19 protein-coding genes and 1 tRNA gene are annotated in these 18,713 nt (G+C 69.0%); 6 read left to right on the forward strand and 14 right to left on the reverse strand.

All coding sequences use genetic code 11. The features are described 5' to 3' along the window. The first annotated feature begins 100 nt into the window (after nucleotides 1–100). On the forward strand, nucleotides 101–289 hold the full coding sequence (locus FA743_RS15195) for a DUF1289 domain-containing protein (RefSeq protein ID WP_136886946.1): 189 nt from the start codon (nucleotides 101–103) through the stop codon (nucleotides 287–289). On the opposite strand, the gene FA743_RS15200 is transcribed toward FA743_RS15195, so the two are convergent. Together FA743_RS15200 and FA743_RS15205 are read right to left on the reverse strand one after the other, a co-directional pair. Further along, a complete protein-coding gene (locus FA743_RS15200) occupies nucleotides 253–1,200 on the reverse strand; it encodes a DnaJ C-terminal domain-containing protein (protein WP_136886947.1) in 948 nt (315 codons plus the stop codon). The two genes, FA743_RS15195 and FA743_RS15200, sit on opposite strands and share 37 nt — an antisense overlap. Nucleotides 1,201–1,298: 98 nt before the next feature. Beyond that, on the reverse strand, nucleotides 1,299–2,357 hold the full coding sequence (locus tag FA743_RS15205) for an aldo/keto reductase (RefSeq protein ID WP_136886948.1): 1,059 nt from the start codon (nucleotides 2,355–2,357) through the stop codon (nucleotides 1,299–1,301). A 336-nt stretch (nucleotides 2,358–2,693) separates the two neighbouring features. Here FA743_RS15205 and FA743_RS15210 point away from each other — a divergent pair, with 336 nt between their 5' ends. After that, the gene (locus FA743_RS15210) at nucleotides 2,694–3,395 is read left to right on the forward strand and encodes a helix-turn-helix transcriptional regulator (RefSeq protein WP_169308907.1); all 702 of its coding nucleotides are present in this window, start codon (nucleotides 2,694–2,696) and stop codon (nucleotides 3,393–3,395) included. Between the two features lie 28 nt (nucleotides 3,396–3,423). Here FA743_RS15210 and FA743_RS15215 read toward each other — a convergent pair whose 3' ends face one another. From FA743_RS15215 to ltnD, 8 genes are all read right to left on the reverse strand, one after another. Beyond that, nucleotides 3,424–4,926, reverse strand: a complete 1,503-nt coding sequence (locus tag FA743_RS15215; protein ID WP_136886950.1) for a phospholipase D-like domain-containing protein — start codon at nucleotides 4,924–4,926, stop codon at nucleotides 3,424–3,426. A gap of 152 nt (nucleotides 4,927–5,078) precedes the next feature. Continuing rightward, a complete protein-coding gene (locus FA743_RS15220; RefSeq protein ID WP_211242290.1) occupies nucleotides 5,079–6,476 on the reverse strand; it encodes a GntP family permease in 1,398 nt (465 codons plus the stop codon). A 94-nt stretch (nucleotides 6,477–6,570) separates the two neighbouring features. Then, nucleotides 6,571–7,509, reverse strand: coding sequence for a D-erythronate dehydrogenase (gene denD / locus FA743_RS15225; RefSeq protein WP_136886951.1), 939 nt, complete (start codon nucleotides 7,507–7,509; stop codon nucleotides 6,571–6,573). 2 nt (nucleotides 7,510–7,511) lie between these two features. Beyond that, a complete protein-coding gene (locus FA743_RS15230) occupies nucleotides 7,512–8,303 on the reverse strand; it encodes a DeoR/GlpR family DNA-binding transcription regulator (protein ID WP_136886952.1) in 792 nt (263 codons plus the stop codon). Further along, nucleotides 8,300–9,088, reverse strand: coding sequence for a 2-oxo-tetronate isomerase (otnI, locus tag FA743_RS15235; RefSeq protein ID WP_136886953.1), 789 nt, complete (start codon nucleotides 9,086–9,088; stop codon nucleotides 8,300–8,302). Before otnI ends, FA743_RS15230 begins: the two co-directional genes overlap by 4 nt. 1 nt (nucleotide 9,089) lies before the next feature. After that, the gene (gene otnC / locus FA743_RS15240) at nucleotides 9,090–9,716 is read right to left on the reverse strand and encodes a 3-oxo-tetronate 4-phosphate decarboxylase (RefSeq protein WP_136886954.1); all 627 of its coding nucleotides are present in this window, start codon (nucleotides 9,714–9,716) and stop codon (nucleotides 9,090–9,092) included. Beyond that, entirely contained in the window at nucleotides 9,713–10,969 is a 1,257-nt protein-coding gene (otnK, locus tag FA743_RS15245; protein ID WP_136886955.1) for a 3-oxo-tetronate kinase, read from the reverse strand. The genes otnC and otnK overlap by 4 nt, the downstream gene beginning before the upstream one ends. After that, nucleotides 10,966–11,877, reverse strand: a complete 912-nt coding sequence (ltnD, locus tag FA743_RS15250; RefSeq protein ID WP_136886956.1) for an L-threonate dehydrogenase — start codon at nucleotides 11,875–11,877, stop codon at nucleotides 10,966–10,968. Before ltnD ends, otnK begins: the two co-directional genes overlap by 4 nt. Nucleotides 11,878–12,172: 295 nt before the next feature. Here ltnD and FA743_RS15255 point away from each other — a divergent pair, with 295 nt between their 5' ends. After that, nucleotides 12,173–13,156: a cytochrome-c peroxidase gene (locus tag FA743_RS15255; protein WP_136886957.1), complete on the forward strand. Its 984-nt coding sequence runs from the start codon at nucleotides 12,173–12,175 to the stop codon at nucleotides 13,154–13,156. A 244-nt stretch (nucleotides 13,157–13,400) separates the two neighbouring features. Here FA743_RS15255 and FA743_RS15260 read toward each other — a convergent pair. Together FA743_RS15260 and gltX are read right to left on the reverse strand one after the other, a co-directional pair. Next, nucleotides 13,401–13,477, reverse strand: a tRNA-Met gene (locus FA743_RS15260). Nucleotides 13,478–13,658: 181 nt separating this feature from the next. Continuing rightward, nucleotides 13,659–14,981: a glutamate--tRNA ligase gene (gltX, locus tag FA743_RS15265; RefSeq protein ID WP_136886958.1), complete on the reverse strand. Its 1,323-nt coding sequence runs from the start codon at nucleotides 14,979–14,981 to the stop codon at nucleotides 13,659–13,661. An 81-nt stretch (nucleotides 14,982–15,062) separates the two neighbouring features. Here gltX and FA743_RS15270 point away from each other — a divergent pair, with 81 nt between their 5' ends. Together FA743_RS15270 and FA743_RS15275 are read left to right on the forward strand one after the other, a co-directional pair. Next, nucleotides 15,063–15,470, forward strand: a complete 408-nt coding sequence (locus tag FA743_RS15270; RefSeq protein ID WP_136886959.1) for a metallopeptidase family protein — start codon at nucleotides 15,063–15,065, stop codon at nucleotides 15,468–15,470. An 18-nt stretch (nucleotides 15,471–15,488) separates the two neighbouring features. Then, on the forward strand, nucleotides 15,489–16,442 hold the full coding sequence (locus tag FA743_RS15275; RefSeq protein WP_136886960.1) for a 1-phosphofructokinase family hexose kinase: 954 nt from the start codon (nucleotides 15,489–15,491) through the stop codon (nucleotides 16,440–16,442). Between the two features lie 77 nt (nucleotides 16,443–16,519). Here FA743_RS15275 and FA743_RS15280 read toward each other — a convergent pair whose 3' ends face one another. Next, a complete protein-coding gene (locus FA743_RS15280) occupies nucleotides 16,520–16,846 on the reverse strand; it encodes a DUF6280 family protein (RefSeq protein WP_042251710.1) in 327 nt (108 codons plus the stop codon). Nucleotides 16,847–17,208: 362 nt separating this feature from the next. Here FA743_RS15280 and efp point away from each other — a divergent pair, with 362 nt between their 5' ends. Continuing rightward, nucleotides 17,209–17,772: an elongation factor P gene (gene efp / locus FA743_RS15285; protein WP_136886961.1), complete on the forward strand. Its 564-nt coding sequence runs from the start codon at nucleotides 17,209–17,211 to the stop codon at nucleotides 17,770–17,772. A 72-nt stretch (nucleotides 17,773–17,844) separates the two neighbouring features. Here the strand turns inward: efp and pdxY are convergent, their stop codons facing one another. Continuing rightward, on the reverse strand, nucleotides 17,845–18,696 hold the full coding sequence (gene pdxY, locus FA743_RS15290) for a pyridoxal kinase PdxY (RefSeq protein ID WP_136886962.1): 852 nt from the start codon (nucleotides 18,694–18,696) through the stop codon (nucleotides 17,845–17,847). Nucleotides 18,697–18,713 lie beyond the last annotated feature (17 nt).

The raw sequence follows: 18,713 nt of genomic DNA on the forward strand, positions 1-18,713 counted from the left end.
ACATGGGGACCGCGTGCCTGCGCGCGGCCCGGGGCCAAACGGCAGCGTCCGGGGCGGGCTCTGCCCGGCCCGCGGCCTTGCGCGGCATAAGGGGAATGCCATGATCGACAGTCCCTGCATCAGGCTGTGCCGGATCGATCCCGACCGGGCCCTGTGCCTGGGCTGCTGGCGGACCCTGGACGAGATCGCCGCTTGGGGGGCGATGACCCCCGAGGCCCGCCGCGCGGTGATGCGCGACGTGCTGCCCGCCCGTCAGGCGCTGTCGGACATGCCCTTGCGGGGATCGTAGGCGTTCTCGCGCCGCCAGGTCTCGAAGAAGGCGGTCAGCTCGGCATCGACCTGCGCCGGCATGGCGATGCGCAACTCGACATGCTGATCGCCGCCATTCACCCCGCGCCCCCGCAGCCGCAGCCGCTGACCCGAGGTCGCGCCCACCGGGATCGTCAGGTTGACCGGCCCGTCGATGGTCGGCGCCGTGACCTTGCCGCCCAGCACCGCCTCGTCCAGCGAGATCGGCAGGACCAGCAGGATGTCGTCGCCTTCGCGCGCGAATTGCGGATGTTCGGCGACCCGCACCTCCAGATGCGCATCGCCCGGCGCGCCCCGACCGAGCCCTGGCGCCCCCTTGCCGCGCAGGCGGATCACCTGCCCGTCGCGCATGCCCTTGGGGATGGCCACGTCCAGCGTGCCCCCCTGCGGCAGGGTGATGCGGCTGCGCCCGCCCCGGACAGCCGTCAGGAAGTCGATCTCGACCAGCAGCCGCACGTCGTCGCCGCGCTGGTCGGACCGCGAGGCGCCGCCAAAGCCCCCGAACCCGCCGAACCCCGTCGTCCGCGCGCCCGCGCTGCGGCCACCCGGGCGATGGCCGAAGAGGTCGGCAAAGACATCCGACAGGTCCGGATCGCCGCCATGGCCGGGGGCATCGCCGAAGGGGTTGCCCCCGGCATGCTGGCGCTGGCGCCAGCGCATGCCCTGGTCCTGGCCCTGGTCATCGATCTCTCCGGCATCGAAGCGGCGACGCTGGTCGGGATCCTTCAGCAGGTCATAGGCCGCCGTCGCCGCCTTGAAGCGCGCCTCGGCGGCCGGGTCCTGAGTCAGGTCCGGGTGATCGGTCTTGACGATGCGCCGATAGGCTTTCTTGATGTCCTCGGCACTGGCGGAACGCTGCACGCCCAATGCCGAATACGGATCGCCTGCCATATCTGGCCCCTCTGCTGTCTCTGTCTGTCTGTCGGTCTGACCGGAAAGATAAAGGCGGAACGCCCCCGATCAATAGGCCGGGCGGAATACCGGCCTGTTCAATATGGCAGGGGATGGGCCCGGTGCAGCCGCTCGATGCCCCGGCGCAGCTCGTCGGGCAGGTCGCGCCCCAGCCCGGCGATCAGGTGGCGCAGCTGTTCCATCGTGGTCGCGCCGATGATCGGCACCACCTTGAAGGGCCGCGTTAGCTGCCAGGCGATGGCCATGTGGACCACGTCCCAGCCATGTTCGGCGGCCAGCGCGCCATAGGCCTCGGCCGCCGCCAGACCGCGATCGGTCTTGCGGCCGCCCAGGTTGCCCTGCCCGCCGGTGGCCTTGTCGACCGCCGCCCGGCTGCCCTCGGGCAGCGCGCCACCCGTGTACTTGCCGGTCAGCAGCCCGGCCGCCAGCGGCGAGTAGGACAGGAGCGTCACGTCCTCGTTCACCGCCGTCTCGGCCAGATCGGTGTCATAGAGGCGATAGAGCGGCGAGTATTCGTTCTGGATCGCCGCCATGCGCGGCCCGCCCGTGCGGTCGGCCACGTCGCACCAGCGCGCCAGCCCCCAGGCCGATTCGTTGGACAGGCCCACGGCGCGCAGCTTGCCCGCCGCGACCGCGTCGGTCATCGCGCCCAGCACGTCCTGCATGTGGTCCAGCGTCGCCGCCTTGTCCTGCCCCGAGGGGTCATAGGACCAGTTCTGCCGGAAGCCGTAGGATCCGCGCACCGGCCAGTGCAGCTGATACAGATCGATCCGGTCGGTCTGCAGCCGCCGCAGCGAGGCGTCAATGCCCGCGCGCACCGCCGCGCCGTCGAAGGGGGCGCCGTCACGGACCATCTGGCTGGGACCGGTGATCTTGGTGGCGATCTCGACCTGGTCGCGATGGCCGGTCCGCGCCAGCCAGCGACCGATGATCTCCTCGGACAGACCGATGGTCTCGCGCCGGACGGGGTTCACGGGATACATCTCGGCGCAGTCCATGAAGGTCATCCCGACCTCCAGCGCCGCGTCCATCTGCGCATGGGCCACGGCCTCCTCGGTCTGGTTGCCGAAGGTCATGGTGCCCAGGCAGATGCGGCTGACCTCGACCTCGCTGCCGCCCAGTGTCACACGATCCATCCGATAGCCCCCTTGCCCTGAATTGCGCGCAAGCTAGCGGACGGGCCGTCAGGTGCAAGCCCCACCGGACACCGGATGAAAAAGAGGGCGCCCCGAAGGACGCCCCCATTTCACCATGAAAACGCGGGTCATGCTGCCCGAAACCGATCAAACGGGTCCAAGCGACCCGCTCTCCCACCTAGGTCGTGCCCCGCCCCGCGGCTATAGCCCCATAAGGCTATGTTGCGCTTGAGCCACGTCCCCCCGCCCCGGCGCAGTCGGCTGTTGTGGCAGGGCGCGGCGGCGCATTATGGACCCCTCCGATCCCCCTCCCCGTTCCAACAGGTGACAGCGCCCATGACTTTGCCCCCCCAAAACCGGGCCACGACCGCACGTCTGGAAGAGATCGAGGAGGCGCTGGCGCAGCTCGCCCCGCGCGGCTTCACCCTGGGGCTGCACATCCGCTATTCCCGCCCCGTGCGCCGGGTGTCCACCTATCCCTCGCAGTGGATCCAGACCTACACGCAGCGCAATCTGGGGGTGGGCGATCCGATGATGATCTGGTGCGTGATGCATCAGGGCAGCATCGCGTGGGGCGACCTGGTCCGTCTGATGCCCGATCCGCTGGACGTGATGGGTCAGGCCCGCGCGCATGGGCTGGCCTTCGGCGTGGCCCTGTCGCATGGGCCGGCCATGTCGCGATCCTATATCGGCGCCGCCCATGCCGACCGCGACTTCACGGCGACCGAGATCGCCCGGGTGGGCGCCCTGCTGCGCGAGGCGCATGACCTGCTGGACCGGGACACGGCGCTGCGCCCGATCCTCGTCGCCGCGCTGGAGACGATCGCCTGTGGCATGACCTACGAGCAGGCCTGCGAGGCGCTCGGCATCTCGCGCACGGCGCTGCGCTATCGGCTGCGCAAGGCGCGCGAGGTGCTGGGCGCCGAGGACAACCCGCAGGCCGTCAGGAAGGCCATCGATGCGGGGCTCCTGAACGGGATCAGCCTGTCGGGGCTCAGCAAGGGGATGCCGACCGGGCCCGAGGGCGGGGGCGACTGATCCCCCGCGCCGGTCTGGCGCCGCCGGCTCAGGTCTTCGCGCGCTTGCGCCGCCAGGGACGGTGGCGGGGCCAGTGCCATTTGCGGAACAACCCGCGCTTGCCCAGGGGCTCGAAGATCTTGTCGGGCCCCTCGGGGTCCAGGATCTCGTTGTCGGCCAGCCAGGTCTCGAATCCCGACAGTTCCGGGATCTCGTAGGGGATCAGCGTGCGCCCCTGCCCGCGCGGGCCGCGCGCCGCCTCGATCGTGGCGATCAGGCTGTGGTCCTGCGCCGCGATGGCCTCGGCCACCGCCGCGTGATCCCGGGCCAGATGCTCGGCCAGCAGGTCGTCGCGCAACTGCAGGATGCGGCGACGCGTCGCCTCGGCCCCGGGCCGTTCGGCGGCCAGCAGCACGTCGCATTCCGTGTCCAGCCGCAGCGAGCGGTTGTTGAAGTTCGACGAACCGACCCGAAGATAGGTGTCGTCGACGATCATCACCTTGGCATGGACATAGATCTCGGCGCCCTTGTCGGTCACCGGGTGATAGATGCGGAAGCGCCCGCGATGATCCAGCCGCTGCAGCGCCTCGACCAGGCGGGCGCGGGCGGTGTCCATCGCCATCGGCTCCAGCCAGCCCTCGGCGCTGATGGGATTGATGATGACGATCTCGGGTGGGTCCTCCTCGATCAGGCGCCGGGCGATGGCCTGGGCGATCTTGCGCGAGGCGAAGTACTGGCTCTCGGCATAGATGACCTTCTGCGCCCGGGCGATCAGGTCCAGATACATCTGCTCGATCTCGAAGCTGGGCGTCACGTCCGCGATCTCGGGCCGGGTGCGCGAGATGGCCAGGGGCACGTCGCGGAACATCGGCGTCAGGATGTCGGGCCAGCAGCCCTGCACGTCGGGAACCGAGGGCAGTTCCTCGCCCGAGGCGATGCGCCAGCGGTCGCGCGCCAGATCGCCAAGCGCGCGGGCGGCGGGCCCGTCGAAGGCGCTGGTCGCGTCGTGCCAGGGTTTCATCGGCGCGCCGCGCGGGCTGACGCGGCGCGGGTCGTCGTCCAGATGGTCGCGCGTGTCCCACCGGCCCTCGGTCATGTCGATGCCGCCGCAGAAGGCCAGGCAGTCGTCGATCACCACGATCTTCTGGTGGTGCGAGCTGGCGAAGGGGTGCTTGCCGTCCAGCCGCAGCGTGATGCGCGGATGCATCTTCCAGCGCAGGATGGTCATCAGGGTCGAGCCGCGAAAGATCGACTTGAACGCGCCGGTGTCCCACCGCAGCAGCCGCACATGCAGCGAGGGCCGCCGCCGTGCCAGCCACATGATGAAATCGCCCAGGGCCGCAGGGCCGCCATCGTCCGAGGCATCGCCCAGATGGATGCGGGCGTCGAAATCCCATCCGATCATCAGGATCGAATGGCGCGCCTGCGCCATGGCCTGCCGCACGGCGCGGAAATATTCGTCGGCGTCCGCGATGACGGTGAAGCGCGAGGTCTGCTCGACCCGCCAGCAGTTCCATCCCGGTCGGGTCAGCCGGTCACTCGAAGCATCCATCCGTTGCGTCTATCCTGTTGCCATCGCTTGAATTATCGGCGCCGTGCCGGAAGGCGGCAACCGGGCCGAAAGCGCAACACCGTCGCCGGGATTTCGTTCCGCCGCGAAGGCCCGGGCGGACGGGGCGGGGCGTGGGCCCCGCCCCTCTGTCCTCAGCCGAACAGCGCGTTGCAGATCAGCAGCATCGCCAGCGAGGATCCCCATGCCAGCGTGGTCGGCACCGACCACAGCAGCATCTGATGCTTGGCCTGCTTCACGCCCAGCATCCGGTTGATGACCCAGAAATAGCTGTCGTTGAAATAGCCGAAGACCATCGACCCGATGGCCGCCGCCTGGGCCGCGAAGACCATGTTCACGTCCGGCATTCCCACCAGGATTGGGGCCGAGATCGACGCCCCGGTGATCATCGCCACCGTGCCCGAGCCCTGGATCAGCCGCACCAGCGACGAGATGACGAAGGGGATCAGAACCGCCGGGATGGCCAGCCCGGCCACCGCCTGCCCGATCACGTCGCCCGCGCCGCTGTCGCGCAGGACCGAACCCAGGGCCCCGCCCGCACCGGTCACCAGCAGGATGATGCCGGCGCTTTCCACGCCCTGCTCCATATAGCCCAGCACCTCGTCGCGGGGACGGCCCGGCAGCAGGGTATAGATCGACACCAGAAGGCCGATGGCCACCGCGATCACCGGATTGCCGAAGAAGGACATCGCCTGCACCAGGAAGCTGGTCTCAAGCTCGGGGTTGTCCGATCCGCGCACCAGGGTCGTGGCGATGGTGTTGAGAAAGATCAGCACGATCGGCAGGACCAGCGGCAGCACCGACAGGCCCAGGGACGGCAGGACCTTCTGGCGGTCGTCCACGGCCTCCTCGAACTGGCGATAGGCGGCGGACAGGTCCTCTCCGGTGTCGGTCTGGATCATCCGCTCGATCCGGGGGCCCATGGCGCGGGCATAGAAGACGATGACCGCCATGCCGGGGATCGTGAAGACCACGCCCCACAGGATCATCAGACCCAGATCGACGTCGAAGATGCCCGCGACGCCCAGGGGACCGGGGGTCGGCGGCACGGCATGGTGGGTCAGCATCAGCCCGCCCGCCAGCGCGATGCCAAGCGTCAGCACCGATTTGCCGGACGACCGCGCCAGCGCCTTGACCAGCGGCGACAGGATCACGAAGGCGCTGTCGCAGAAGATCGGGATCGACACGATATAGCCCGTCAGGACCATCGCCCAATCCTCGCGCTTCTTGCCGACCCACCGGATCAGCGAATAGGCCATCTGCTCGGCCGCGCCCGACACCTCGAGGATGCGGCCCATCATCACGCCGAAGCCGATGACCAGGCCGATGGTCGACAGCGTGCGGCCGAAGCCGGTGGTGATCGAGGTGATCACCTCGGCAGGCAGCATGCCGCCGATCAGCCCCGAGACCGAGGCCGCGATGATCAGCGCGATGATCGCGTGGACCTTGGTCTTCACGACCAGAAAGATCAGCAGGAAGATGGCAAAGCCCAACCCCGCGATCAATTGGAACTCCATTCCCGGTTCAGCCATGGCAGTCTCCTCCTCGGCGCGCCCGGTCTGCGGGTCGCGTCCCTTGTGTCAGAATGTGGTGCAGACCCACCCTCCCGGCGGGTCGGGCGGTGGTTCAGGCGGCGGCGACCTCGTCCAGATACTGGCGCAGGACGGCGTCGAAATCGGCATCGGCGGCGAAGCCCAGGGCATCCGCGCGCGCCACGTCGAAGGCGCCGGGCCAGCTGCAGACGATGGCCTCGACGCGCGGGTCGCGGGTCAGCGTGACGCGGGCGCGGGCCGGGGCGCCGGCCAGCCGTTCCAGCGCGTCCAGCATTTGGGCGGGCGTCACGGTGATGCCGGGCAGGTCCAGCACGCGGTGCAGGCCGATGGCGGCGCTGTCCAGACGGGCGGCACGCAGCAGATTGGCGATCGCCGTGCCGGGCGACGAGATCCAAAGCCGCGTGTCCACCGGCACCGGGCAGTCCGAGGGCAGGCCCGCCACCGGTTCGCGGATGATGCCCGACACGAAGGACGAGGCGGCGGAATTGGGCGCGCCGGGGCGCACGCAGATCGTGGGCAGGCGCACGGTCAGCCCGTCCACGAACCCCTTGCGGCTGTATTCGCTGACCAGCAGCTCGCCGATGGCCTTGCCGCAGCCATAGGAGGATTGCGGCAGGGTCGCCATCGTCTCGGGCACGACCTCGGGCATCTGCCCGCCGAAGACCGCCAGCGAGCTGGTGAAGACGAAACGCGGCGGGCGTGGCAGGCGGCGGCACTGTTCCAGGATCAGCCGCGTCGCATCGACGTTGATGTGCAGCCCGGTGTCGAAATCCTCCTCGGACTGACCCGACAGGACGGCGGCCAGGTGATAGACCACGTCGGCCCCCTCGCCCAGGGCCTGCGCCACCGTGTCGGCGTCGTCGATGGAGCCGATGACGCTGGTGACGCGGGGGTCGTCCAGCGGACAGGCCACCCGGTCCAGCGACACGATGCGCCCGGCCCCGTCCGCCAGCAGCGCCGCGATCAGGCGGCTGCCCAGAAATCCGGCTCCGCCGGTGACAACGATCTTCATGGCTATCCTTCCTTGATGTCGGGGTCCGGCGCGCTGTCGGCCAGGATCACCTCGGCGCCCGTCTCGCGCAGGGCGCGGGCCTGACCGGCGTCGATCCGGTCGTCGGTCACGATCGTGTCCAGCGCCGAAAGCGCCAGGATGTTCACCGCCGCCACCGCGCCGTATTTCGTCGAATCCGACACCAGCACCGACCGCCGGGCCTGCCGCACCGCGACCCGCTTGACCGCCGCCTTGGCCTCGGAGGGCGAACTCAGCCCCGACAGCGTCCAGGACGAGGTCGAGATGAAGGCGATGTCATAGTTGAACCGCGCCAGCGCCTCGGAGGCGGCATCGCCCACGCAGGACTGGTTGGCACGCTCGACCAGCCCGCCGCTGTGATAGAGGGTGCAGCCGGAATGCTCGGACAGGAAGGCGCAGATCACCAGATCGTTGGTCACCACCGTCAGGTCGCGCCGGTCCGCGATCCGCCGCGCCAGTTCCAGCAAAGTGGTGCCCGCGTCCAGATAGATCACCATGCCGTCCTCGACCAGGGCGGCGGCCACGCGGCTGACGGCGCTTTTCTGGGCGGTGTTGATCGCCATCTTCTGCAGATGCGGCAGCTCCTGCGCCAGCCGGCGCGACAGGCGCACGCCGCCGGTGACCGAACTGACGCGCCCGGCCCCCTCCAGCGCCTGAATGTCGCGGCGCACGGTCATGTGCGACACGCCCAGGCGGTCCATCAGGTCCGCGATGCTGACCACATCACGTTCGGCCAGGCAGGACAGGATGACATGCTGGCGCTCGGCCGGGATCATGGGCGCGCGTCGAGCCAGGGGGCGGCCCAGCCCAGACCCTCCTCGGTGCCGGCGCGCGGGTTGTACTCGCAGCCCAGCCAGCCGTCGAAGCCCACCCGGTCGAAGGCGGCGAAGATCTCGGGATAGGCCAGTTCCCCGCTGTCGGGCTCGTGCCGGTCGGGGACGCCCGCGATCTGGACATGGCCATAGGCGCCCTTCATGCGCTCGATCCGGCGGATGATGTCGCCGTCCATGATCTGCGTGTGATAGACGTCGAACTGCAGCAGGACGTTGCGGCGATCCAAGGCGGCGATCAGCGCGAGCGTGGGGTCCTGATGCGCCAGGAAATATCCCGGCACGTCGCGGGTGTTCAGCGGCTCGATGGACAGGTCCAGCCCCGCCCGCCCGGCCATGTCGGCGGCCAGACGCATGTTGTCGATCCAGACGGCTTCGCAGGCGGCGGGGTCGGGCTCGTCCGCCACGATCCCCGACATGACATGGATGCGCGGGCAGCCCAGGCCCGCGGCATAGTCGACGGCCTTGGCCACGCTCGCCTCGAATTCGGCGCGCTTGGCGGGGCGGGCGGCAAAGCCGCGCTCTCCGCCGGCCCAATCCCCGGCCGGCGCGTTGATCAGGGTCAGGGACAGGCTGTTGCGGTCCAGCGCCGCCTTGACCGTCTCGATCGGGTGGTCATAGGGAAACAGGAACTCGACGGCCTGGAACCCCGCCGCCCCGGCCCGGTCGAACCGGTCCAGAAAGGGCGCGTCGGTGAACAGCATCGACAGGTTGGCGGCGATCCGGGTCATGTCAGTATCCCCCTTGCAGGTCGGCGATCTCGGCTTCGGTCAGGTAGTGCAACTCGCGGCCCTGCAGGATGAACTGCAGCTTGGCGGTCTCTTCCAGCTCTTCGGCATTGTTCACGGCATCGTCGATGTCGCGGCCCAGCACCACGACCCCATGCGAGGCCAGCAGGAAGGCCTGCGCCCGGCTGCCCTGCGCGGCCTGCGCCAGATCCCGGCCGATCTGCGGCGATCCGGGGCGGGCATAGGGGATGACCGGCATATGGCCGATGCGCATGACGTAATAGGGGGTGAAGGGCCGAATGGCATTGTCGCGCGGCAGCCCCTCGAGGCAGGACAGCGCGGTCAGATAGGTCGAGTGCAGGTGCACGATGGCCCCCGCCTCGGGGCGCACGTCATAGAGCGCGCGGTGAAAGGCAAATTCCTTGGAGGGCTTCGGCCCCGGCAGCGGCACCCCGTCCGCCCCGATCACCGACAGCGCGTCTGCCGACAGCCGCCCCAGGGAACTGCCGGTCGGCGTGACGATGAACCCGCCCGCCGCGTCGCGGACCGAGACATTGCCCGCCCCGCCCACCGAATAGCCCCGGTCGAACAGCGACTTGCACAGCAGCACCATGCGCTCGGCGGCACTCATGCGCGCACCCCCTGCGGCTGGCAGTCGAGGAAGAACCCCTCGGCCCCGAAATTGCCCGATTTCAGCGCCAATGACAGGGGCCGGTTCAGCGCCCGCACCCAAGGCACGCCCGGCGCGATCTGCGGGCCGATGGCAAAGCCCGTCACCTCCAGCGCCTGCGTGACCGATCCCGAGGTCTCGCCCCCCGCCACGACGAAGCGCGTGATGCCCCCCTGCGCCAAGGCGCGGGCGGCGGCGGCGAAGGTCCGCTCGACCGCCTCCGAGGCGGCCGCGCCGTGACTGGCCTGGATCTGGCGCAGCTGGTCGGGCGTGGCGGTGGCGGTGATCATCGGCGCCGGGCCGTCCTGCGGCTGGTCCAGCACCCATCGCGCCAGTTCCGCCCCATAGGCATCGGCATCGTCCAGGCAGCGCGCCACATCGACCTCCCGCGTGGGTGCCACGGCGCGATAGGCCGCCACCTGCCGGTTCGTCATCTGCGAGCAGGACCCCGAGATCACCACCCCCGGCCCCGGCAGCGGCGCCCCGGCATCCTGAGCCTGCGCCGCAGCCCCGTCGGCCACAGCCCGCGCGATCCCCAGACCCAGACCGGACCCGCCGGTGACCAGCGCCATGTCGCGCACCGCCCGTCCCAGCACGTCCAGATGCGCGTCCGAGATCGCGTCCAGCACGACATAGCGGACCCCCTCGGCCCGCAGCGCCGCGATCCGCGCCCGCACCGCCTCCACGCCCTGATCGACCGTCGAGGCCGCGACCAGCCCGCAGCGGCCCTGCGCCTGCGCCTCCATCAGCCGGATCAGGCTGCTGTCGCGCATCGGCGTGATCGGATGGTCGCGCATCCCCGAATCCTGCAGCAGCGCCTCGCCCACGAACAGATGCCCCAGATAGACCGAGCGTCCGTTGACCGGCAGCGCCGGGCAGACCACCGTGATGTCGGTCTGAAGCGCCTCCATCAGCGCATCCGCCACCGGGCCGATATTGCCTGCAGCCGTCGAATCGAAGGTCGAGCAGTATTTCTGATAGATCTGCGCGCATCCCCGCGCCCGCAGCCAGTCCAGCGCCGCCAGGCTGTCGGCCATCGCCTGCCCGGCCGGGTTGGAGCGGGATTTCAGCGAGATCACCACCGCCTCGGCCTCGACGACCGCATCGGCCCCGGGCACGCCGATCATCTGCGTGGTGGCCAGCCCGCCCGCGACCAGAAAGCCCGCGATGTCGGTGGCGCCGGTGAAATCATCCGCGATGACGCCGATCTTCATGACGTCTTCCCCTGCGGCAGGTCGATCCCCGAGAAGGTCTTGATCACCGCGCTGTCATCCTCGCGCCCATGGCCCATGTTCGAGGCCTGCTGGAACATCGCGAAGGCCGTCGAGGCCAAAGGCAGCGGAAGCCCGAGCGATCGCCCGGTTTCCGTCACCAGCCCCAGATCCTTGACGAAGATGTCCACCGCCGAGTTGGGCGTGTAGTCGCCGTCGACCACATGCTTCATGCGGTTCTCGAACATCCAGGAATTGCCGGCGGCATTGGTGACGACGTCGTACATCATGTCCAGCGGGATGCCCGCGCGGGCGGCCAAGGCCATCGCCTCGGCGCCCACGGCGATATGCACGCCCGCCAGCAGCTGGTGGATGACCTTGACGGTGGCGCCCTGCCCGATCTCGGACCCGATGCGATAGGTCTTGCCCGCCACCGCCTCCAGCACCGGGGCCAGCGCGTCGAAGGCCGCGTCGGGCCCCGAGGCCATGACCGTCATCGCCCCCTGCGCGGCCTTGGCCGCCCCGCCCGAGACCGGCGCGTCCAGCATCAGGATGCCCCGCGCCTGCAACTCGGTGCCAAGCGCGCGCGCATCCTCGGCCGATTGGGTGCAGCTGACCATGACCGCCCCGCCTGCCTTGACCCGCGCGGCGATGCCGTCCGGCCCCAAGGTCACCTGACGGGCCTGCGCGGCGTTCACGACCAGCACGATGACCGCATCGAAATCGCCCGGCAGGTCCGCCACCGCGCCCGCCACCGCCTCGGCGCCCTGGGCGGCAAAGGCCTCGCGGCGACCCGCATCCAGGTCGATGCCGCTGGTCGCCAGCCCCGCCTTCACGCAGGACAGGGCCGCACCCATCCCCATCGACCCCAATCCCACGACGCAGACACGATAGCTGGATGTGACGCTCACCGGTACCTCCCTCACCAATTTTTAACAGATAATCACAGATCTTATCACAAAGCAACATGACAGGGCTCGGTCCCGGCCAAAACGCGCCCGGGGTCCGACCCCTTATGCCAAAGCCCCCCGCCCTCGCCCGCGACGCCGAAACATCGCGCCCCGGCACCCCCGATTGATATGCGTCAAGGTTTTGTTAACCCCTAGGGCGCACTCTCGTGCTGCCGGTCCGGCGGCCTGCGGTATCGCGCCTCTGCCGCGCGCGGTCGGGACGGCGACAACCCAACGACACGAGGGACATAGCCCGATGAGAACCAAGATACCCATCCGCCTTGGCGCGACGCTTCTGGCCTTGGCGCTGGCCAGCACGGCCCTGGCCGACGACATGGAGGACTACCGCGCCATGTTCGAGCCGCTGCCCTTCCTGCCGCCCATCCCCGCCGGCAATTCCATGACCCAGAAAAAGATCGACCTGGGCGCGATGCTGTTCTTCGAACCGCGGATCTCGGCCTCGGGCGTGATCAGCTGCGCGACCTGCCACAACCCCGCCTTGGGCTGGTCCGACCGGATCGGCCGGGCCATCGGCCATGCGGGGCAGGTGGGCGTGCGGAACACGCCCACGGTCCTGAACTCGGGCTTTCTGACCTCGCAGTTCTGGGACGGTCGCGAGCCCGACCTGGAAGGCCAGGCCCTCGGCCCGATCCAGGCGGATGTCGAGATGAACATGACGCTGGACCAGGCGATCGCCCGCATCAACGAGCTGACCGTCTATCGGACCCATTTCGACGCCGCCTTCCCGGGTGAAGAGGATCCGATCAACGCCCAGAACGTGGCGCTGGCCATCGCCACCTTCGAACGGACGCTGAACACGCCCAACTCGCCCTTCGACCGGTTCCTGCGCGGCGACGACCAGGCGATCTCGGACGAGGCCAAGGAGGGGATGAAGCTCTTCGCCGACAATGGCTGCGTGGCCTGCCACAGCGGGCCGGTGATGTCGGACGGCATGTTCCACCGCTTCGAGGTTCCCGGCTCGACCGACGAGGGGCGGTTCGTCGTGACCGCGGACGAGGCGGACAAGTTCACCTTCCGCACCCCGACCCTGCGCAATGTCGCCGTGACCTATCCGTATTTCAACAACGGAAGCGTCAACGACCTGCGCGATGCGGTGAACCTGATGGGAGAGCAGATGCTGGGCCACGAGTTCTCGGAGCCCGAACTCGACAACCTGGTCGCCTTCCTGCACACGCTGACCGGCGAGATGCCGGTCGTCGCCGTGCCCGCCCTGCCATGAGGGCCTGACACCCGGCGCGGCCGGCGGCAGTTCTGCCGGCCCCGTCCCTGTGAGGACATCGGCCTTGATGCCCGTCGACTTCGGGGCCCCAAGCCGCCAGCTCGGGCTGTCGCCATCGCTGCCGAGGCGGATCTGGCCGCCCGGATGCCCGCGGTCGATCAGTCGGCACCGACATACGAGGCGGAGCGCCTCGCATATCCGCACTCCCGATCCCGGAGCGGACAATCTGAAGAGGGGGGATTACTGGTAGCGGAGGAGGGACTCGAACCCCCGACACGCGGATTATGATTCCGCTGCTCTAACCAACTGAGCTACTCCGCCACGAGTAGGCGGCGATGTAGGCGACCGGCGCGGGGGCGTCAAGCGGTTTTGTCCCCAAATCCCCGCCCGCGCGCCTGAAACTCTGCCCCATTCATCTTGGCGCAAATATCCCGGGGAGTCGCGCGGCACGCGCGACGGGGCAGCGCCCCGACGACGCCCCCACGACCCCCAGGCCGAAAGGTCAGCCCCGCGCCTTCACCACCTGCACCAGCGGCATCACGTCCGACATCTCGGGGCCGTGGGCCTGCCCCGTCACCGCCTTGCGCAGCGGCATGAACAGGCCCTTGCCCTTGCGGCCGGTGGCCTGCTTGACGGCAGAGGTCCACTCGCCCCAGGTGGCGTCGGTATAGGGCGGCGGCGGCAGCAGGGTCATGGCTTGCGCGATGAAATCCGCATCCTCGGGGTCGATCTGCGGCTCGGCGCCCTCGCTGAAGATCCGCCACCAGGCCTCCAGATCCTCCAGCCGGGTGATGTTCTGCGAGGCGACGCGCCAGAACTGCTCGGCCTGCGCCTCGGGCACCCCAAGCGCCGCGATGCGGTCGGCCACGGCGGCGAAGGGCAGCGCCTGGTTACGTTCCCGCGTCAGGGGCCACAGGTCGTCGGCGTCGAACTTGGTGGGCGAGGCGCCGAACTGCGACAGATCGAACGCGGCGGCCAGCTCGTCCAGCGAGGCGAGCCCCACCGGCACGCCCGATCCCAACCGCGCCATCAGGCCCAGCAGCGCCTCGGGGGCAACGCCCGCCTCGCGCAGGTCCTTCAGCGACAGCGCGCCGATGCGCTTGGACAGCTCCTCGCCCTTGGCGCCGGTCAGCAGGCTGTGATGCGCGAAGGACGGGGGCGTCCCGCCGATGGCCTGGATGATCTGGATCTGGGTCGCGGTGTTCGTCACATGGTCCGAGCCGCGCACGATATCCGTCACGCCCATGTCGGTGTCGTCCACGCTGCTGGCGAAGGTGTACAGCACCTGCCCGTCCGCGCGGATCAGCACCGGATCGCTGACCGAGGCCGCGTCGATGGAAATCTCGCCCAGGATGCCGTCGGTCCATTCGATCCGGCTCTGGTCCAGCTGGAACCGCCAATAGCCCTCGCGCCCCTCGGCCCGCAGCCTGTCCTTGTCGGCCTGGGACAGTCCCAGCCCGGTGCGGTCATAGACCGGCGGCTTGCCCATGTTCAGCTGCTTCTTGCGCTTCAGGTCCAGCTCGGTCGGGGTCTCGAAGACCTCGTAGAGCCGCCCCGCCGTCTTCAGCGCCTCAGCCTCGGCGCGGTAGCGGTCCAGCCGCAGCGACTGGCGTTCCACCCGGTCCCAGTGCAGGCCCAGCCAGTCCAGGTCGCACTTGATGCCGTCGACATATTCCTCCTTGCTGCGCTCCTGGTCGGTGTCGTCCAGGCGCAGGATGAAGGTACCGCCGGCCTTGCGGGCGATCAGGTGGTTGAACAAGGCGGTGCGCAGGTTGCCGACATGGATGTGGCCGGTGGGCGAGGGCGCGAAACGGGTGATGGTCATGGGGGTCTCCTGTTGGGGTTTCTCTTTCACAGGTGGCGATTCTTGTCCATATCAGGGGGGCAATGCAGAAGGTGCCACGCAATGAGTGACTGGGACGGGCGCACGGCCCCCGACGCGGCCGAGATGGAGGTCATGGCGCGCAGCGCGCTGGACGGCCTGCCGCCGGAATTCCGCGAGGCCGCCGCGCAGGTCGCGCTGCAGGTGGCCGAATTCGCCCCCGACGACGTGCTGGACGAATTGCAGATCGACGACCCGTTCGAGCTGACCGGCCTCTATGACGGCATCCCGCTGACCGAGAAGTCGATCAGCGACCAGCCCGGCGGCCCCGACATCATCTGGCTGTTCCGCCGGGCGATCCTGGACGAATGGGCCACGCGCGGCGACGTGACGCTTGGCGATCTGGTGGTCCATATCGTCACCCACGAGATGGCGCATCATTTCGGCTGGTCCGACGAGGACATCTCGACCATCGACCGCTGGTGGGAATGACGTGAGCGGCCCGAAAAAATGAGTGGCCAGGCCCCGATCCTGACCGTCACGCTGAACCCGGCGCTGGACCTGTCCACCGCCGCCGACGCGGTCGTGCCCGATCTCAAACTGCGCTGCGACAAGCCGCGCATCGACCCGGGCGGCGGCGGCATCAATGTCAGCCGCGCCATCCAGATCGTCGGCGGGCAGTCCACGGCCATAGTCGCGCTTGGGGGGGCCACCGGCACGCGCATGGCCGACATGCTGAAGGCGGCGGGGCTCAAGCTGCTGCGTCTGACCGCCCCGGGCGAGACGCGCCAGTCGCTGGCCGTCACCGACCGCGCCACCGGCGGGCAATACCGCTTCGTGCTGCCCGGCCCCGAATGGCACATGGCCCAGGTCGCCACCGCCATCGCCGCCATTGCCGAGGCCGCGCTGGCCGGGGGCTGGGTGGTCGTGTCGGGATCGAACCCGCCGGGCGTTGTCCCGGGATTCGAGCAGATGCTGACCGTGCGGCTCAAGGACGGGCGGGCGAAGCTTCTGGTCGACACCTCGGGCGAGGCGCTGCGGGCGATGGCGGGATCCTCGATCCCGGTCGACGTGCTGCGCATGGACAGCCACGAGGCCGAGGGGCTGGCGGGCCGGCCCCTGCCCCTGCGCAGCGACAGCGCCGGCTTTGCCGCGAACCTGGTGCGGGACGGCGCGGCGCGGGCGGTGATCGTGGCGCGCGGCGCCGACGGTTCGGTCATCGCGGGCCTGGACGGCGCCTGGCACGCCGCCACGGCCCCGGTCAGCGTGGTCAGCGCGGTGGGGGCGGGCGACAGCTTCGTGGCGGGCTTCGTGCTGGCCATGGCCCGCGACTGGCCCGTGCAGGAGGCTCTGGCCTTGGGCACCGCCGCCGCCTCGGCGGCCGTGATGACGCCCGCGACCGAACTCTGCCATGCCAGCGACGTGCGGCATTTCTACTCGCAGCGGATCATCACCCGGTTGTGATCCTCGGTGCGCCCGCCTGCGCGAATAAAAGAGGCCGCCCCAAGGGACGGCCCTGACAGGTCGATGCGCAGGATGGGTCAGGCGGCTTCGGCTTCTTCGGCCTCGGCGGCCATGCGGCGTTCGCTTTCCTCACGCGACAGCGCGACAGAGGTCCGCACGCCCTTGGAGACGAATTCCATCAAGCCCTTCACGACGCGCTCGTTAGGGTCGATGCCCGCGCAGGACAGCACTTCGCGGCCATCGCGCGACCGCGCCCACCGGGCGATCTGCTCGGGGCCATTGCCATATTTCTTGTCATCTGCAATGGCGTCATCCAATGCCGCCAGCACCACGGCCGCAAACAGCTTGCGGGCGCGCTGGCCCTGTTCGAAATTGAAAGCCGAGCCGTCAACAAAATCGCGCATCTTGTCTTGTCCATTCTCTTGCGACCCCGTCAGGCGACAGGGCCTTGCGGGAAAGCTTGACGCTTTCCCTGTTTCTTGAAATCCGTTTCTGCGACGGTGTCGCCTGCCTTAGCCTTTCGGGGCGGCGATTCGGTATCCCTCGCGCCGCATGTCTGCCATGTTCCTAGCGCATGTCGACAGAAATGCGGGAAATATTGCCCGTCTTCCGTCACGTCAGCACCCCTTCGTCCTGCATGCCGTCTTGACAACGCGGCAGAACCGTTCTGGTTGCCTGATGCTTCACGGCTCGATATAGGGGCCGTGACTGGCCGTTCAAACCCCGGGCGGCCCGAAATTCCCGCAAACGCACGAGACCCACACCCATGCCCAAGATCAACGGCAACGAAATCCGCCCCGGCAACATTCTGGAACATGACGGCGGCCTCTGGGGCGCGGTCAAGGTCAGCCATGTCAAACCCGGCAAGGGCGGCGCCTTCGCCCAGGTCGAGCTGAAGAACCTGCGCGACGGCCGCAAGCTAAACGAGCGCTTCCGGTCCGAGGACAAGGTCGAACGCGTCCGTCTGGACCAGAAGGACCAGCAATTCCTGTACGAGACCGACGGCAAGCTGGTCTTCATGGACAGCGAGACCTTCGAGCAGACCGAGTTGGACGCCGACCTGCTGGGCGACCGCCGCCCCTTCCTGCAGGACGGCATGACCGCCACCATCGAGTATTACGGCGAGGAGGCCCTGTCGGTGTCCATCCCGCAGAAGGTCACCTGCACGGTCGCCGAAACCGAGCCGGTCGTGAAGGGCCAGACGGCGGCCAACAGCTACAAGCCGGCGATCCTGGACAATGGCGTGCGCATCATGATCCCGCCCTTCGTGGGCGAGGGCGAGGCGATCATCGTCAACACCGAAGCCTTCGAGTACAGCGAACGCGCCTGACCCGCGCTTCATGCCCCGCACGATTGCGTGAGAACGCCCGGACCGGTCGGTCCGGGCGTTTTGCGTTGGGCGTCAGGCCAGCGCCTCGACCGAAAAGCTATGGCTCGGGCGCACGAATTCCTCCTGCGCGGCGATCAGGCGGATCTCGCGCGTGCCGGCCTCCAGCGTGGCCTGCAGCACGCCATGAACCGAGGCCGCCGCCTTGCCCAGAGCGCCCGCCACATCGCCGTCGCGCAGCACATGCACGAAGAACAGCGCCGCCACCATGTCGCCGGTGCCGTTGGCGTTCAGCTCCAGTCGCGGGATGCGGACGCGCCATGCGCCCTCGGGGGTGCTGGCGATCATGTCCAGCGCGTCGGCGGGCGTGTCCTCGGCCAGGACCGAGGTCGCCAGCACGATGCGTGGCCCCATCACGTGAAGCGTGGCCAGCGCGCGGCGCAAATCGGCGGCGCTGCGGGCCGAGCCGCCGGTCAGGTATTCCAGCTCGAAATGGTTGGGCGTGACGATGTCGGCCTGCGGCACGGCCACGTCGCGCAGGAATTCCGGGATGCCCGGACGCACGAAGATGCCGCGCCCCACATCCCCGATCACCGGATCGCAGCACCACAGCGCCTTCGAATTGGCGATGCGCACCCGATGCGCGGCCCCCAGCACCGCATTGCCGATATCCGAGGACCCCATATAGCCCGACAGCACGCCCGAACAGGTGCCCAAGACGCCCCGGTCGGCGATGCCCTCGACGATCTCCTCGATGGCAGGGCCGTCAAAGACCCGGCCCGTCCAGGCGCCATAGCCGGTATGGTTGGAGAATTGCACGGTGTGGACGGGCCAGACCTCGACCCCCAGCCTCTGCATCGGAAAGACGGCGGCGGCGTTGCCGGCATGGCCGAAGACCACATGCGACTGGATGGACAGGATGTTCATGCGCGGACCTGCTGGTT

The sequence above is a fragment of the Paracoccus gahaiensis genome (assembly GCF_005048225.1).
Lineage (GTDB): Bacteria > Pseudomonadota > Alphaproteobacteria > Rhodobacterales > Rhodobacteraceae > Paracoccus > Paracoccus gahaiensis.